This is a genomic window from Pseudomonas sp. FP2254 (assembly GCF_030687695.1).
Lineage (GTDB): Bacteria > Pseudomonadota > Gammaproteobacteria > Pseudomonadales > Pseudomonadaceae > Aquipseudomonas > Aquipseudomonas quebecensis.
On the sequence record NZ_CP117444.1, the window covers coordinates 4,287,768 to 4,304,294 of the forward strand.

The 16,527-nt window shown below is 60.7% G+C and carries 16 protein-coding genes; 6 read left to right on the plus strand and 10 right to left on the minus strand.

Going from position 1 to position 16,527, the window contains the following annotated elements:
* The first annotated feature begins 30 nt into the window (after positions 1–30).
* Complete coding sequence (locus PSH94_RS19720) at positions 31–891, plus strand: MurR/RpiR family transcriptional regulator (RefSeq protein WP_181080168.1); 861 nt, start codon at positions 31–33, stop codon at positions 889–891.
* 115 nt (positions 892–1,006) lie between these two features.
* On the opposite strand, the gene PSH94_RS19725 is transcribed toward PSH94_RS19720, so the two are convergent.
* The 10 genes from PSH94_RS19725 to PSH94_RS19770 form a co-directional block, all read right to left on the minus strand.
* On the minus strand, positions 1,007–1,852 hold the full coding sequence (locus PSH94_RS19725; protein WP_266246506.1) for a D-hexose-6-phosphate mutarotase: 846 nt from the start codon (positions 1,850–1,852) through the stop codon (positions 1,007–1,009).
* A 98-nt stretch (positions 1,853–1,950) separates the two neighbouring features.
* Positions 1,951–3,297, minus strand: coding sequence for a carbohydrate porin (locus PSH94_RS19730; protein ID WP_181080115.1), 1,347 nt, complete (start codon positions 3,295–3,297; stop codon positions 1,951–1,953).
* An 86-nt stretch (positions 3,298–3,383) separates the two neighbouring features.
* Entirely contained in the window at positions 3,384–4,544 is a 1,161-nt protein-coding gene (locus tag PSH94_RS19735) for an ABC transporter ATP-binding protein (protein WP_181080114.1), read from the minus strand.
* Positions 4,545–4,546: 2 nt separating this feature from the next.
* A complete protein-coding gene (locus PSH94_RS19740; RefSeq protein WP_181080113.1) occupies positions 4,547–5,392 on the minus strand; it encodes a carbohydrate ABC transporter permease in 846 nt (281 codons plus the stop codon).
* On the minus strand, positions 5,385–6,293 hold the full coding sequence (locus PSH94_RS19745; RefSeq protein ID WP_003175732.1) for a carbohydrate ABC transporter permease: 909 nt from the start codon (positions 6,291–6,293) through the stop codon (positions 5,385–5,387). The genes PSH94_RS19740 and PSH94_RS19745 overlap by 8 nt, the downstream gene beginning before the upstream one ends.
* 107 nt (positions 6,294–6,400) lie before the next feature.
* Complete coding sequence (locus tag PSH94_RS19750; RefSeq protein ID WP_253509107.1) at positions 6,401–7,687, minus strand: ABC transporter substrate-binding protein; 1,287 nt, start codon at positions 7,685–7,687, stop codon at positions 6,401–6,403.
* 104 nt (positions 7,688–7,791) lie between these two features.
* On the minus strand, positions 7,792–9,051 hold the full coding sequence (locus PSH94_RS19755; protein ID WP_305435602.1) for an AGE family epimerase/isomerase: 1,260 nt from the start codon (positions 9,049–9,051) through the stop codon (positions 7,792–7,794).
* A 113-nt stretch (positions 9,052–9,164) separates the two neighbouring features.
* Entirely contained in the window at positions 9,165–9,992 is an 828-nt protein-coding gene (locus PSH94_RS19760) for an ATPase (RefSeq protein WP_181080110.1), read from the minus strand.
* 127 nt (positions 9,993–10,119) lie between these two features.
* Positions 10,120–11,118 (minus strand): NAD(P)-dependent oxidoreductase, encoded by a 999-nt coding sequence (locus tag PSH94_RS19765; RefSeq protein WP_181080109.1) that lies wholly within the window; start codon positions 11,116–11,118, stop codon positions 10,120–10,122.
* Between the two features lie 52 nt (positions 11,119–11,170).
* Complete coding sequence (locus tag PSH94_RS19770; RefSeq protein ID WP_305435603.1) at positions 11,171–12,064, minus strand: LysR family transcriptional regulator ArgP; 894 nt, start codon at positions 12,062–12,064, stop codon at positions 11,171–11,173.
* A gap of 98 nt (positions 12,065–12,162) precedes the next feature.
* Between PSH94_RS19770 and PSH94_RS19775 the strand changes: the two genes are divergently transcribed.
* The 5 genes from PSH94_RS19775 to PSH94_RS19795 all read left to right on the plus strand — a co-directional run bounded on the left by PSH94_RS19775 (position 12,163) and on the right by PSH94_RS19795 (position 16,512).
* Complete coding sequence (locus tag PSH94_RS19775; protein ID WP_181080107.1) at positions 12,163–12,564, plus strand: ACT domain-containing protein; 402 nt, start codon at positions 12,163–12,165, stop codon at positions 12,562–12,564.
* A gap of 5 nt (positions 12,565–12,569) precedes the next feature.
* Positions 12,570–13,169, plus strand: a complete 600-nt coding sequence (locus tag PSH94_RS19780) for a LysE/ArgO family amino acid transporter (protein ID WP_181080106.1) — start codon at positions 12,570–12,572, stop codon at positions 13,167–13,169.
* 178 nt (positions 13,170–13,347) lie between these two features.
* On the plus strand, positions 13,348–13,944 hold the full coding sequence (locus PSH94_RS19785; protein WP_003212997.1) for a superoxide dismutase: 597 nt from the start codon (positions 13,348–13,350) through the stop codon (positions 13,942–13,944).
* A gap of 126 nt (positions 13,945–14,070) precedes the next feature.
* Positions 14,071–14,280, plus strand: a complete 210-nt coding sequence (locus PSH94_RS19790; RefSeq protein WP_181080105.1) for a hypothetical protein — start codon at positions 14,071–14,073, stop codon at positions 14,278–14,280.
* A 180-nt stretch (positions 14,281–14,460) separates the two neighbouring features.
* A complete protein-coding gene (locus PSH94_RS19795; protein ID WP_181080104.1) occupies positions 14,461–16,512 on the plus strand; it encodes a bifunctional diguanylate cyclase/phosphodiesterase in 2,052 nt (683 codons plus the stop codon).
* Positions 16,513–16,527: the final 15 nt, after the last annotated feature.

The window sequence follows — 16,527 nt, forward strand, 5'->3', positions numbered from 1 at the left end:
GTCGCCCGAAGGAAAGACTGAATGGACCGCGTGCGAAATCTTCTGGAGCAGATCCAGAACCGCCTCGAAGACTTGAACAAGGCAGAGCGCAAAGTCGCTGAAGTCATCCTGCTCAACCCGCAGCAGGCCACACGCTTCTCGATCGCCGCCCTCGCCCAGGCCGCCTCGGTCAGTGAACCGACGGTCAACCGTTTCTGCCGCTCATTTGGCGTCAGCGGTTACCCTGAACTCAAATTGCAGCTGGCGCAAAGCCTGGCCAGTGGCGCGGCGTACGTCAGCCGCGCCGTAGAAGCCGATGATAACCCCGAAGCCTACACCCAGAAGATCTTTGGCAGCGCCATCGCCTCCCTGGACAGCGCCTGCCAGGCCCTGGACCCTAACCTGATCAGCAAGGCCGTGGATTTGCTGATTCAGGCCCGGCAGATCCACTTCTTCGGCCTCGGTGCTTCGGCCCCGGTGGCGATGGATGCCTTGCACAAGTTCTTTCGTTTCAACCTGGCGGTCACCGCCCATGCCGATGTGCTGATGCAGCGCATGATCGCCTCGGTGGCGCATACCGGTGAGTTGTTCGTGATCATTTCCTACACCGGGCGTACCCGCGAGTTGGTGGAAGTGGCGCGCATCGCGCGGGAAAACGGTGCATCGGTACTGGGTGTAACCGCCGAGAACTCGCCACTGGCCAAGGCCAGTACCGTGAGCCTGAATATTCCATTGCCGGAAGACACCGACATCTATATGCCGATGACGTCGCGGATCATTCAGCTGACGGTGTTGGACGTGCTGGCCACCGGCATGACGTTACGCCGCGGCGTGGATTTCCAGCCGCATTTGCGCAAGATCAAAGAGAGCTTGAATGACAGCCGGTATCCGGTGGGGGATGAGTTTAACTAAGCTCCAATCGCTACCAGCAATACCGCCGCCATCGCGGGCAAGCCAGCTGCTCCCACAGGGGAATGCGTTCCAAATGTGGGAGCGGGCTTGCCCGCGATAAGGCCTTACAACAACGCTAAACTCCAGCCCGAGCCTGCAAACTCAGGTGCGCCCTCTCCCCCGGCGCCAGGCTCGCCCCGGCCATCGCCGACTCCACGCACACAAACCCTGACGCCTCGTTAAAGCTCACGCCCAACAATGGTCGACTGCCCGGATGCCACACCACGGTGTCGGCACTCTCGCCAGTATCGATGCACAGTTCGCGCTGCCAGGCGTGGTCCTTGAGGTGCAGCTCGCCCTCGTGCTGAAACACCCGCTGACATCCGCCCTCCACGCGCAACTCGCCCTCCTGCTGACACACCTGGCGATTGAGCTGATCGTAACCTTGCGCACCGTCGAGCCCAGACAGCGCTATCTCGTCGACGTGACCAATACGCCAGTAAGCGTGCAATGCATGGCTCAACTGGCATGGCAGTTCGTCCTGATGCTCGGTGCTCAGGCGCAATTCCAGGGTCTCGCCAAGGTGCGCGTGCAGGTCCACCTGCCAGTCACACAGTTGCAGCTGCCAGTGCAGGCGCACGCCTTCGTCGTCGTTGCTGCTGTCGAGCAGCTTCCAGTCGATCAGCCGGGCCCAGCCATGGGACGGCCAGGCGTTTTCGCTGGGGTGGCGGCCATACCAGGGCCAGCACACCGGCACGCCGCCACGAATGGCGCCGACCTGCGGCCACTTGGCCGCGCACCATAGCCAGGGTTTCTGGCCACGGGGCTGAAAATGCAGCAGTTGCGCGCCCTGGCGACTGAACACCGCCTGGCACAGCGGATGGTCGATCACCAATACATCGCGCATCTGAAAGCGCTCCCAGGCAAACACGGGGCGCGGGCGCAGGGATTTGAAAAAGCGTTGCAGCGGATGCTCAGGCATGTGCCACGGTCCTGTATCACAGTGCTGCGCAAAAAAAAGCGGATAGCCATGGCTATCCGCAAAATGCGCACAGAGAGAAGGAGCTTATCGCACCAGCGTTAGAACTGAGACTGAATTTTCAGGCCAGCCACCAGCGCGTTGTCGACTTTGTCCACGCCGCCAGGTTGCACGACGTATTGCAGGTTGGGGCGTACGGTCAGCCAGTTGGTGACGTGGAAGCCGTAGTTGAGTTCGAAGTTGTATTCGGTTTCGCGGATCGGCGTGTACAACGGGTTGTCGTAATCGCTGACACCGTTCGCGGCGTTGAGCAGCTCAGAGTTACGCTTCACGTCGTTGTTGACATGCAGACGCGCGGCACCAATGCCGACGTCGTCTTTTGGACGCGCATCGAATGGGCCTTTGTACACCAGCATGAGCGACTGATAGTTGTCGACCAGGTTGGTTTCCTTGTCGTGGAAGGTGGCGTTGGCTGCGATGTTCAGGCCGCGCGACGCGTCGCCGTTATGGGTGGTGAGTTGCTGCTGCGCAACGAACCAGTAGCCTTTCTTGCTGCTGCGGGTACGGAAGTCAGCGCCACTGAGGACCGCATCGCCACCGTTGACGTCCTTACGCACGTCCGGAGCGTCGGCTGCGCTCTTGTAGTAACCCACACGGTATTCGCCCGGCAGGTTATTCACCTTCGGCGACCAGACCAATTCAACCGGGATCACAGTACCCTTGGTGCCGCTGCCGCTGAGCTTGAAGCCATTGCCATGCTCCAGCTGCGATGGGTTCTGGTTGTAGGCGCCGATCTGGGCGTACAGCTCAGGCGTAATGTTGTACTTCACGCGGATAGCCGCCTGGCTGACTGGCCAGTTGTACCAGGTGTTGACGTAGTTACCGACCTGGGAGCCGCAGAACGACAGGTTCTGGAAGTCGCACGGGAAGGTGTTGAAGTCTTCGCCTTCACCGAAGTAGCCCAGTTTTACGTCCAACTTGTTGTCGAACATCTGGTGCTGGATCCAGAACTGGGTCAAACGCACCATGTGGCCACGGCCGTACACTTCCTGCGACGAGCTCAAGGTGCCGGCACGTGGGTCGCCGATACGGTCGTTGGAAATGTTCTGGCCATTACGATTGGTCAGCTGGATCTTGGCCTGGGTGTTATCCCAGCCCCACAGTTTTTGCAGGTCCAGTGCCACGCCAAGGCCGAACTGGTCGGAGTAGCGACCGGTCTTGTCGTTGTTGTAACCGCCGTGGGCGTTGTAGCCCATCTCCCCGACATAGTCGGCCTTGATGTCGATACCTTGCTCGATCAGCTTGGTACGCTCGCCGCCCCAATCGCCGGTCATCCACTTGGAGTCGGCACTGAAGGCATCGGCCGCCATCGCATTGGCGGACAATACCAGGGCTGCTGCTGCTGACAGTTGGCAGATCAGCCGAGTGTTGTTGTGCTGCTTTTTCATCCCTACATCCTCGTCTTTATTGTTATTAAACTGTTTTTATCTAACGCGGGTTACATTTTTTTAACTAAAACAACAACTTATCTTACTCAGCGGCCCTTGAACTGGGTCACGTTGTCGGCGTGCCCCGGTACCGGCAATGCGGCGACTGTGCCCAGGCGCTCGCCGGTGTTGGCGTCAAACAGCAGGACCTTGGCCGGGTCGAACTGCAGCGTCAGGGTCTCGCCCACCTGCGGCGCCACATCGGGCGCCAGGCGGCAGCAGACCTTGGTGTCGTTGAGCTGCACGAATACCAGGGTGTCCGGGCCGGTGGGCTCGGTGACCTGGACTTCGGCACGAATGCTCGACGAGCCGTTACCCTCGCCCGCCGCCAGCACGATCTGCTCCGGGCGCAGGCCCAGGATCACATCGCGGTCTTCCAGCCCGGCGTCGTTCATGCCCAGCGGCAACTCGCAACGAGCCTGGCCGCTGTCGAGCAGCGCCACCAGCCTTCCGTCTTTGCGTTTTAGACGCATAGGAACGAAGTTCATCGGTGGTGAACCGATAAAGCTTGCCACAAATAGGTTAGCAGGGTCGTTGTAAATTTCTTTCGGCGTACCGAATTGCTGGATGATACCGTCCTTCATGACCGCCACTTTGTCGCCCAGGGTCATCGCTTCGATCTGGTCGTGAGTCACGTAAACCGTGGTGGTTTTGAGGCGTTGGTGCATCAACTTCATTTCGGTGCGCATCTCGACACGCAGCTTGGCGTCGAGGTTGGACAGCGGTTCGTCGAACAGGTAGATCTTCGGCCGACGCGCCAGGGCCCGGCCCATGGCCACGCGCTGTTGCTGGCCGCCGGAGAGTTGGCCCGGCTTACGGTTGAGCAGGTGTTCGATCTGCAGCAGCTTGGCCACGCGCGCCACTTCGGCGTCGATATCGGCCTGGGGCATCTTGCGGATTTTGAGGCCGAATTCGATGTTCTCGCGCACGCTCATGGTCGGGTACAGGGCGTAGGACTGGAACACCATGGCGATGTCGCGATCCTTGGGGCTCATGCCGCTGACATCCTGATCGCCGATCATGATCGCGCCGCCGGTGATGGTCTCCAGGCCGGCGATGCAGTTCATCAGCGTGGATTTACCGCAACCCGAAGGGCCGACCAGAATCAGGAATTCGCCTTCCTTGATCGACAGTTCGATGTTCTTCAAGGTGTCGGGCAGGCCGGCGCCATAGGTCTTGTTTACATTGCGAAGTTCAAGCGTAGCCATGATTACCCCTTGACCGCGCCGGCCGTGAGGCCGCGCACGAAATACTTGCCTGCGATCACATAGACCAACAGGGTCGGCAGCCCGGCGATCATCGCCGCCGCCATATCCACGTTATATTCCTTGGCCCCGGTGCTGGTGTTGACCAGGTTGTTCAGCGCCACCGTGATGGGCTGCGAGTCGCCGCTGGAGAACACCACGCCGAACAGGAAGTCGTTCCAGATCTGGGTGAACTGCCAGATCAGGCAGACCATGATGATCGGCGTCGACATCGGCAGAATGATCTGACGGAAAATGGTGAAGAAACCCGCACCGTCCAGGCGTGCGGCCTTTATCAGCGCATCCGGGATGCTCACGTAGTAGTTACGGAAGAACAGCGTGGTGAACGCCAGGCCGTAGACCACGTGCACAAACACCAGGCCCGTGGTGGTGCTGGCCAGGCCCATCTTGCCGAGGGTGAACGATGCCGGCAGCAGCACGGTCTGGAACGGCAGGAAGCAGCCGAACAACAGCAAACCGAAGAACAGCTGCGAACCCCGGAAGCGCCAGAACGACAGCACATAGCCATTCAACGCGCCGATGGCGGTGGAGATCAGCACGGCCGGAACGGTGATCTTGATCGAGTTCCAGAAGTAACCATCCACGGTATCCCAGGCCTTGACCCAGCCGATGCCGGAAACCACGGTCGGCCAGCTCAGCAGGTTGCCGGTGCTGATGTCTTCCGGGGTTTTGAAGCTGGTGAGCAGCATCACCACCAGCGGCACCAGGTACAACAGCACCGCAAGGATCAGCACTGCGTAGATCGCGATGCGACTCAGGCTGATGGCAGGTTTGGAAGCGAAACTAGTCATTACGTTTGGTCCTCAGCTCGGAGTAGAGGTAAGGCACGATGATCGCGAGGATCGCACCGAGCATCAGGATTGCACTGGCCGAGCCCATGCCCATCTGGCCACGGCTGAAGGTGAACGAATACATGAACATCGCGGGCAGGTCGGACGAGTAGCCCGGGCCGCCGGCGGTCATGGCCGCCACCAGGTCGAAGCTCTTGATCGCAATGTGCGCCAGGATCATGACCGCACTGAAGAACACCGGACGGAGGCTGGGCAGCACTACGCTCCAATAGATGCGCGGCAGGCTGGCGCCATCGATCTGGGCCGCACGGATGATCGATTGATCAACACCACGCAGGCCAGCGAGAAACATCGCCATGATGAAGCCCGAGGCTTGCCATACAGCCGCGATCACCAGGCAGTAAACGACGCGGTCCGGGTCGATCAGCCAGTCCAGGCGGAAACCTTCCCAGCCCCAGTCACGCAGGAGTTTGTCCAGGCCCATGCCCGGGTTGAGCAGCCATTTCCAGGCGGTACCGGTGACGATCATAGAGAGCGCCATCGGGTACAGGTAAATGGTGCGGATAAAGCCTTCGCGGCGGATTTTCTGGTCGAGGAAAATCGCCAGTGTCACGCCGATCACCAGGGTTATGCCGATGAACATGCCGCCAAACAGCGCCAGGTTCTTACTCGCTACCCACCAGCGATCGTTGTCGAACAACCGCTCGTATTGCGCAAGACCGGCCCATTTGTAACTGGGCAGGAATGTAGACGTGGTGAACGACAGTACAAACGTCCACAGGATGTAGCCGTAGAAGCCCACCAGCACGATGAACATGCTGGGCGCCAGCACCAGTTTAGGTAGCCAGCGCTGCAGTGCATCGAACGGCGAGGCTTTGCTGAACACAGCAACAGAACTCATGGGGAAATCCAATAGTAAGACTGAAGGCAGCTACAAGCGGCAAGCTACAAGCGTCAAGACATACCGCGCCCGCTTGCAGCTCGTAACTTGCAGCTTGTAGCGAGTTCCTACTTGGCAGACTTGATCGCAGCGCCAAGTTTCTTGGCGGTGTCGGCCGGGTCGGCTTTCGGGTCGTTGATGTAGTTGGTCACGACATCAAAGAACGCGCCTTGCACGGCCAGGGTGGTGGCCATGTTGTGCGCCATGCTTGGTTGCAGGCCACCGGTCTTGGCATCGGCCAGGAAGTCTTTGGCCGCGGTCTGGGCGCAAGAGTCGAAGCCGAGCTTGTCCATTTCATTGAGCATGTCGGTTCGAACAGGGATCGAGCCCTTGTTGATGCTGAAGACTTTCTGGAAGTTTTCACCCAGCACGACTTTGGCGATGTCCTGCTGACCGGCCGCAGTGCCTTTGTCTTTCTGCTTGAACACCGCCAGGGAGTCGATATTGTAAGTGAAGGCTTTGTCGGTGCCTGGGAAGGCTACGCACTCGTAGTCCTTGCCGGCGACTTTCTTGGCGGCGGTCCACTCGGACTTGGCCCAGTCACCCATGATCTGCATACCGGCCTTGCCGTTGATGACTTTGCCGGCTTCCAGGTTCCAGTCCTGGCCTTTGCCGTCGACGTCCATGTAGGTCGCAACTTTCTTCAGCTCAGTCAGGGCCTTGACCATTTCCGGACCAGTCAGCGCGGCGTTATCCAGGTCGACCAGGGCTTTCTTGTAGCCATCGGCGCCCATCACCGACAGGACTACCGCTTCGAACACGGTGCTGTCCTGCCAAGGCTGGCCACCGTGGGCGAGCGGGATGAAGCCCGCGGCCTTGAGCTTGTCGCCGGCTGCGTAGAATTCTTCGAGGGTGGTGGGGTTCTTGGTGATACCCGCTTTCTTGAAGACTTGCGGGTTGATCCACAGCCAGTTCACACGGTGGATGTTGACCGGCACGGCAACGTAGTCACCGTCGTACTTCACGGTATCGGAGACTTTCTTGTCGAGCAGGGAATCCCACTTCTCTTCTTTGGCGACGTCTTTGAGCACGTCGGTGTCGAGCAGGCCGGTGGACGCCCATTCCTGGATGTCGGGGCCTTTGATCTGGGCTACACCCGGTGGGTTGCCGGCCACGGCACGGCTCTTGAGCACGGTCATGGCAGTGGCACCACCGCCACCGGCGACGGCACCGTCTTTCCAGGTGAAGCCGTCTTTCTCAACTTGGGCCTTCAGGACATCCACAGCCGCTTTTTCGCCACCCGAGGTCCACCAATGCACCACTTCCACCGTACCTTTGGAGTCGGCGGCAAATGCACTGAGGGGGAACAACGAGGCAACGGAAATAGCAACGGCGAGGCGATTAATCGCGTTCATCTGAGTACCTTTTTTTGTTGTTATGCATGCAAGTCTTAGGCTTGCGCTGCACGGAGTTTAAACATGGATTTTCAGGGCGCAGGTAACAAAGGGATGCACAAACGTCACCACTTGGTGACATAAGTACCGGCGTTCAATGCGCTGGTCATGCTGGGCGCCAACGGCAGTGCCGGCAGCACCACCGCTTGCCAGGCATGGTACAGGTCAGGCTTGCCGCCCCAGATCCTGCTGCTGGGCTGGTTGTGCGGGTTGAGTTCGTGGTGCCAGCTGCCGTCGGCGCGGTCAATGAAGTGGTTGTCACAGAATTCCCAGATACGCCGGTACCAGGTTTCGTAGTGCAATTGACCGGTGCGCTTGAGCAGAGCCTGGGCGGCGGCGCTGGCCTCGGCGTGGGTCCAGTGCAGGCGTTCGCGCACCACCGGGCGGTGGTTCCAGTCCAGGGTGTAGACAATGCCGGGAGCACCGTCCACGGCCCAGGCATATTCGCAGGCACTGGCGAACAGGCCTTTGGCGTCAGTCAGCAGCCACGCCGGGGTGGGCAGGCCGGCTTCCAGGCGCGCGGCCTCCAGGTGCAGCAACAGCCGTGCCCACTCGAAGCCATGGCCAGGGGTGATGCCATAAGGGCGAAAACCGTCGGCGGGGTTGTCTTCGTTGTAGGCCAGCAAAGGTTGCCAGTGCACGTCGAAATGTTCGATCACCATGAACTGGTTGCCGGCGGCGTGTTGGTGAATCACGCGCTCGACGATGCGCAGCGCGCGGTCCAGCCAGCGCGTGTCGCCGGTGACATCGGCCAGCGCGAGAAAGGCTTCGGTGGCGTGCATGTTGCTGTTGGCGCCGCGATAGGCTTCCAGGCCGCTCCAGTCCTGGGCAAAGGACTCAAGCATCGCGCCCTCCTCTTCGCTCCAGAAAAACTGCTCGATGATATGCATCGCATCGTTGAGCAACTGTTGAGCCCCCGGTGTGCCGGCTACCACCGCCGAACTGGCCGCCAGGGCCACGAATGCGTGCAGGTAGGCGGCCTTGCCCCGATTGCCATCCACCGCACGGGGCGCGGCAAACCAACCGCCGTGTTCAGGGTCGCGCAACGGGCCGCCGAGGGCGGCGACACCATGGGCCACCAGATCGGCATAACCGGGCAAGCCCATGGCATGGGCCATGGCGAAGCTGTGGGTCATGCGGGCGGTATTCATGGTTTCGGCGCGGGCGTCGGCGGGCAACTGGCCAGTGGCGTCGAGGTTGCCGAAGCCTTCAGGCACTCGGGACGCCTTGGCGAACCCCAGCAGACGTTGGCCTTCAGCAGCGAGCCAGGCGTGATGGGCAGGTGCATTCAGCCAACTGCTGGCAGGCAGTGGTTGGGTGGTCATGGGTGGCCCTTATTGTTTTTTGTAGGATGACCGGAGTCTAAACAAGGGCAACCGGAGGGCAAGTAACGAAGGAGACGGAAAATGTCACCAGACGGTGACATTTACTTGTGCGATCACTGGGCAGGCGTGCCGATCTGGCGCTGCAGGTTCTGCACCTGGCTTTGCAAGGTGGTGATATTGCGCGTGGTCTGGATGCGGAACACATCGAATTCCTTATTGGTAGGCGCATCGCTGTTGAGCGGTTGCGTCTCCTGCGCGCTCTTGAGCACGACCAGCTCCTGCTCGATACGGGCAATCGCGGCGCTCGGATTGCCCTGTTTTTTCAAGGCGGCCACATCGGCGGCCAGCTCCTTGAGTTCCGCATCGCGCTTGCCGGCATCGCCCTGGGCGGCCTTGAGGGTTGCCACGGCATCGGTCAGGGCCTGCACCTGGCCTTGCAGCTTGGCGTTGGCGTTGGACAGGTCGGTCGTGCTGGCGGTCATCTGGGCCAGACGCTTGTCCAGCTCGGTGGCCTGGCCGGCCACGCCTACCTGCTGCTTGCCCTGCTCCATCAATTGGGTTTCCAGCTGTTTAATCTGTTGCTTGAGCGCCTCGCTGCCGTTGTTCACGTTGGCCTCGCTGGCCACCACCTTGCCGGAAATATCCTGCAGGCGCCCGGCCGCTTCTTCACTGATGCGCGCAAAGCTTTCCTGGGTCGCAACCAATTGCTGACCCATCAGGGAAATCTGCTGGAAGCTCCACCACGCCAGGCCGGCGAAGGCGATCAGTAACGCGCCGACCAAGGCCCACAGCGGGCCGGTGCTGGCGCTCTTGACCTTGACCACGGGCGTGGTGCGCGAGCGCACCGACGTGGCGGGGGTCGGTTCGAAATCCTCGTCGTCCCCGTGGTCGGCCCGCAGGCTGGGAACGTTGTCGAAATCGTCGTTGGCATCGTTACGCATGGATCAACCCTGAATCATCGAAGTGGCTGGCTGGAACGCCGAGCGACGGGAGTATAAACCGCACTCGCGCCGCATTGATCGACCGGGCACCGCACATTCGGTTCCCGGTGTGTTGCCGGTTGTGACCTCAGCCGCCGCTCGGGTCCTGGGCCTTCCACCAACCGCAGAACTCGTCGAGGGCGGCCCACAGGCTGACCTTGGGCTCATAGTCCAGATAATGCCTGGCCCGACTGATGTCGAGGGTGAAATCTTTGTTCATCACTTGCATGCCCAGACGCGAAAGCGAAGGCTCCGGTCGACCGGGCCACATTGCACAGAATGCTTCGTTCAACGCTGCCATGCTGTAGGACAACCCGTAGGAACGATACCGGGTGACCTGAGGCAATTGCATTTGGCGCATCACATAATTCACCACATCCCACACCGGCACCGGCGCGCCGTTGCTGATGTTGTAGGCCTTGCCGAGCGCCGAGCCCGTGGCGAGCAGCCCGCTGAGCAACGCTTCGTTAAGGTTGTGCACGCTGGTGAAGTCGACCTTGTTCAAGCCGTCGCCGACGATGGCCAGACGGTTCTTGCGTTGCATTCTGAGCAGGCGCGGGAAAATGCTCATATCGCCCGCCCCGGTCACAAAGCGCGGGCGCAACGCCAGCACCTCAAGACCGAATTCCTGGGCACCGAACACTTTCTGTTCCGCCAGGTATTTGGTCGCGGCATAGGGATGCTTGAAGCGTTTGGGCACTTGTTCTTCGGTCAGGCCCAAGTGATCGCGGCCGTCAAAATAGATCGACGGCGAGGACAAATGCACCAGACGCCCGACCCGCTCCTTGAGGCAGGCCTCGACCACATTCTCGGTGACCAGCACATTGCCTTGGTGGAAATCCTGATACTTGCCCCACAGCCCCACGGCACCGGCGCAGTGCACCACGGCCTCGACATCGCGGCACAGTTCGCGCACCAGGTCGGCGTCGCTCAGGTCACCCTGGATAAACTCGGCACCGCGCCGGACCAAGTGCTCGACGCCTTCGGCGCGCCGCCCGTTGACCCGCACGTCCAAGCCCTGCTCCAGGGCGAAACGCGCAAAGCGCCCGCCGATGAAGCCGCTTGCGCCGGTGACCAGAATTTTCATGTATTACCCCGTGTCCTTTCATTTTTCATCGCTATTGCCTTGACGCGTGCCGTCACTCCAACGGCACCAACCATTGACCACACACCTGAGCCAGATGGTCGGTCAACAGGTTCAGCAGTTGCCCGCCATTGCGCCAATGATGCCAGTACAACGGCACATCGATCGGCTTATCTGGCAATAACTCCACCAGTACGCCTTTTTGCAGTTGGTCGCGCACCTGCAATTCGGGGACAAGGCCCCAGCCCAGCCCAGCCTCCGTGAGACGGATAAAGCCTTCGGACGAGGGGCATAAATGGTGTTCGAAACCACCGTCCACACCGAGCGATGCCAGGTAGCGGTGTTGCAGGAAATCATCCGGGCCAAACACCAGCGCCGGGGTGCGGGCCAGTTGGTCGGCGCGCACTCCGCTTGGAAAGTGCCGCGCAATAAAAGCCGGGCTGGCCAGCGCGCGATAACGCATGGCGCCGAGCAACAGACTGCGGGCACCGGCCACCGGGCGTTCGCTGGCGCAGATGCACGCCGCCACTTCACCGGCACGCATACGCTTGAGGCTGACCGTCTGATCGTCCACCACCAGGTCCAGCAGCAACTGCTGTTCGGCGCAAAAAGCGCTGACGGCCTCGGCCCACCACGTGGCCAGGCTGTCGGCATTCAAGGCGATGCGCAAGCGCTCGGGCATGCCCTCGTCGTCCAGCGCCGGCACCTGGCTCTGCAGGTCACGTTCCAGCAGACGCACCTGTTGCACATGGTTGAGCAGGCGACGGCCGATTTCGGTGGGTGTCGGTGGCGTAGCTCGCACCAGCACAGGCTGACCGACACGCGCCTCCAGCAGTTTTATGCGCTGGGAAATCGCTGACTGCGACAGCCCCAGCACCTGGGCGCCGCGCTCAAAGCCGGCCTGCTCCACCACGGCCGCCAGGGCGGACAGTAATTTGTAGTCGAACATCAGTTTCTCTAATGAGCGATCAGTAATATTGGTTTTTCTTATACAACCTACGCCGGGACAATAGCCAGCAGTGCCTCTCTTTAATAAGGAACCACCCCATGGCCGGCGAAACCGCCCTGGCAACCCTGCTGCGCAGCATGAGCCCACACCTCAATGACGGTGACTACGTGTTTTGTACCCTGCCCGACGCCCGTATCCCGCCAGGCTGCGAAGTGATTGGCAGCTTCCGCGAACAGGAAGGCCTGACCCTGATCGTGGAACGCCAACAGGCAGAACAGGCCGGACTGGCGTTCGAATACATCGCCGCCTGGATCACTTTAAATGTGCATTCGGCCCTGGAAGCCGTGGGCCTGACCGCCGCTTTTGCCGGCGCCCTGGGCACGGCCGGCATCAGTTGCAACGTGATTGCCGGTTTTTACCACGATCATCTGTTTGTCGGCCGCGCCGATGCCCAACGCGCCATGGCCGTACTGCGCCAACTGGCGACCACTGCGGAGTAAACCTTATGTGGCAAAGCTATCTTAACGGTCTGTTGGTGGCCCTTGGGTTGATCATGGCGATCGGCTCGCAGAACGCTTTTGTACTGGCCCAGAGCCTGCGCCGCGAACACCATTTGCCCGTGGCGGCATTGTGTGTGGTGTGCGACGCGATACTGGTGGCCGCCGGCGTATTCGGCCTCGCGACAGTACTGGCGCACAGCCCTGTGCTGCTGGCGATCGCCCGCTGGGGCGGCGCCGCGTTCCTGCTGTGGTACGGCACCCTGGCGCTGCGCCGGGCATTTTCCAAGCAGAGCCTGGAACAGGGCGGCAGCCTCAAGGTACGTTCATTGCGCGCGGTGCTGCTCAGCGCCCTGGCGGTCACGCTGCTCAATCCCCATGTCTATCTGGACACCGTGTTGCTGATCGGCTCCCTGGGCGCCCAGCAAACCGAACCCGGCGCATATGTCGCCGGTGCCGCGAGCGCTTCGTTCCTGTGGTTCGCCACGCTCGCACTCGGCGCGGCATGGCTGTCCCCATGGCTGGCACGGCCTTCGACCTGGCGCCTGCTGGACCTGTTGGTGGCTGGCATGATGTTCAGCGTGGCCTACCAATTGATCAACGCCTGACAGATATTCCAAAACGCTCTGGAACCTCTATCCCACACAGTTGTTGCGTGGTTTTGCCACACCCCCGGTGCTATGATCCGGACCCTGCGCCGCAAAGAGTACAAACTCCCCGGCGCATGTTTGGCCGCCCGTGATCGGCCTTGCGCTCACCGCAACTGACCTGATTAGGAGAATCATCATGGCTTTCGAATTGCCGCCGCTGCCCTACGCACACGATGCCCTGCAGCCGCATATCTCCAAGGAAACCTTGGAATACCACCACGACAAGCACCACAACACCTATGTCGTGAACCTGAACAACCTGGTGCCTGGCACCGAGTTCGAAGGCAAGACCCTGGAAGAGATCGTCAAGTCCTCTTCGGGCGGCATCTTCAACAACGCCGCTCAGGTCTGGAACCACACGTTCTACTGGAACTGCCTGGCACCGAACGCCGGTGGCCAACCTACCGGCGCGCTGGCTGAAGCCATCAACGCGGCGTTCGGTTCGTTCGACAAGTTCAAAGAAGAATTCACCAAGACGTCCGTCGGCACCTTCGGTTCCGGTTGGGGCTGGCTGGTGAAAAAGGCTGACGGCTCCCTGGCCCTGGCCAGCACCATCGGCGCCGGCAACCCGCTGACCAGCGGCGACACCCCGCTGCTGACCTGCGATGTGTGGGAACACGCCTACTACATCGACTACCGCAACGTGCGTCCAAAGTATGTGGAAGCGTTCTGGAACCTGGTCAACTGGAAGTTCGTGGCTGAGCAGTTCGAAGGCAAGACCTTCACTGCCTAAGCAACGCTTGCAGTACAGGAGCCCGGCGATTGCCGGGCTTTTTTATGGGCGGCGGAACCAGGCGCTTGGTTACGACCACGCAGGAGCGAGAGGAATTCGCCTCTTGCCCCTGTCGGAGAAATAACCATGACCATTGGAGCACTCGCAGCACTGCCGATCGTCGGCGACTTGGCCAAAGCCGCTGGCGACATCACCAAATCGCTCGCACCGCTCGCCCAGCCATTCGCCGATGTACTGGCAAAGGCCCTGGGCAACGCTTTGGAACCGCAAAACAAAACCGTGGATTTCTCGAGCGCCCAGGAGACTGCCAAGCGCCAGGTGATCTTCTCCAACTGATCGCCCATCCCACGCTGAACACAGCAGGCGGATACCCGTCCGCCTTGCCTGTTGCCGCTGCACCTTCCCGCCGAAACCGCCAAAGCGGCCCTTACCCCAATGTTCCTTTGACTGCCATCACCAGATTGCCAATACTCATGGCATATTGAAGGCCACCCGCATGAGACAAGGAATGCCCCTTTGAAGCTGGAACTCAAGAACAGCTTGTCGGTGAAGTTGCTACGGGTTGTGCTGCTGTCGGCGTTGGTCGTGGGCGTGGCGCTGAGCGTGGCGCAGATCGTGTTTGATGCCTACAAGACGCGCCAGGCCGTGGCCGGCGATGCCCAGCGCATCCTCGATATGTTCCGCGACCCTTCGACCCAGGCGGTGTATAGCCTGGACCGCGAGATGGGCATGCAGGTCATCGAGGGGTTGTTCCAGGACGATGCGGTGCGCATGGCCTCCATTGGCCATCCCAACGAAACCATGCTCGCGGAAAAAAGCCGCGCCCTGCAGCATGCTCCCAGCCGCTGGCTGACCGATCTGATTCTTGGCCAGGAACGCACCTTCACCACCCCCCTGGTAGGCAAAGGCCCCTACAGCGAGTACTACGGCGACCTGAGCATCACCCTCGATACCGCCACTTATGGCCAGGGGTTTATCGTCAACTCGGTGATTATTTTCATTTCCGGGGTGTTGCGGGCCCTTGCCATGGGCCTGGTGCTGTATCTGGTCTATCACTGGCTGCTGACCAAACCGCTGTCGCGGATCATCGAGCACCTGACCTCGATCAACCCGGACCGGCCGAGCGAGCACAAGATCCCGCAGCTCAAGGGCCACGAGCGCAACGAACTGGGGTTGTGGATCAATACCGCCAACCAACTGCTTGAATCCATCGAACGTAACACGCACCTGCGCCATGAGGCGGAGTCCAGCCTGCTGCGCATGGCCCAGTATGACTTTCTCACCGGCCTGCCGAACCGCCAGAAACTGCAGGAACAACTGGACAAGATTCTGACCGACGCCGGCCGTCGTCAGCGCCGCGTGGCGGTGCTGTGTGTGGGCTTGGACGATTTCAAAAGCGTCAACGAACAGTTCACCTACCAGGCCGGCGACAAATTACTGCTGGCCCTGGCCGACCGCCTGCGCGCCCACAGCGGCCGGCTCGGCGCCCTCGCCCGCCTGGGCGGCGACCAATTCGCGCTGGTGCAGGCCGATATCGACCAGCCCTATGAGGCTGCCGAACTGGCGCAAAGCATCCTGGACGACCTCGAGGCGGAATTCGCCCTCGACCACGAACAGATCCGCCTGCGCGCCACCATCGGTATTACGCTGTTCCCCGAAGATGGCGACAGTACCGAGAAGTTGCTCCAGAAAGCCGAACAGACCATGACCCTGGCCAAGAGCCGCTCACGCAACCGCTACCAGTTCTATATCGCCAGCGTCGACAGCGAAATGCGCCGACGCCGCGAGCTGGAAAAAGACCTGCGCGAGGCCCTCAGCCGCGACCAGTTCCACCTGGTGTACCAGCCACAGGTCAGCTACCGCGAGCAGCGCGTCGTCGGCGTGGAAGCCTTGCTGCGTTGGCAACACCCGGAACATGGCCTGGTACCGCCGGACCTGTTTATTCCGCTGGCCGAGCAGAACGGCACTATTATCGCGATCGGCGAGTGGGTGCTGGACCATGCCTGCCGCCAACTGCGCGAATGGCACGATCAGGGTTTCACCACCCTGCGCATGGCCGTCAACCTGTCGACTGTGCAGTTACATCACACCGAGCTGCCGCGGGTGGTCAACAACCTGATGCAGATCTATCGCCTGCCGCCGCGCAGCCTGGAACTGGAAGTCACCGAGACCGGCCTGATGGAAGATATCAGCACCGCCGCTCAACACCTGTTGAGCCTGCGGCGCTCGGGGGCGTTGATCGCCATTGATGATTTCGGCACCGGGTATTCATCCCTGAGTTATCTCAAAAGTCTGCCGCTGGACAAGATCAAGATCGACAAGAGCTTCGTCCAGGACCTGCTCGATGATGACGACGACGCCACCATCGTGCGAGCCATCATCCAGCTGGGCAAGAGCCTGGGCATGCAGGTGATCGCCGAGGGCGTGGAAACCGCCGAGCAAGAGGCCTATATCATCGCCGAGGGCTGCCACGAGGGTCAGGGCTATTACTACAGCAAACCCCTGCCGGCGCGGGAGTTGGCGGTTTTTTTGAAGCAGGTGGAGCGCAATAACGCAGCGATTCTCTAATCGGGCAAAACGATA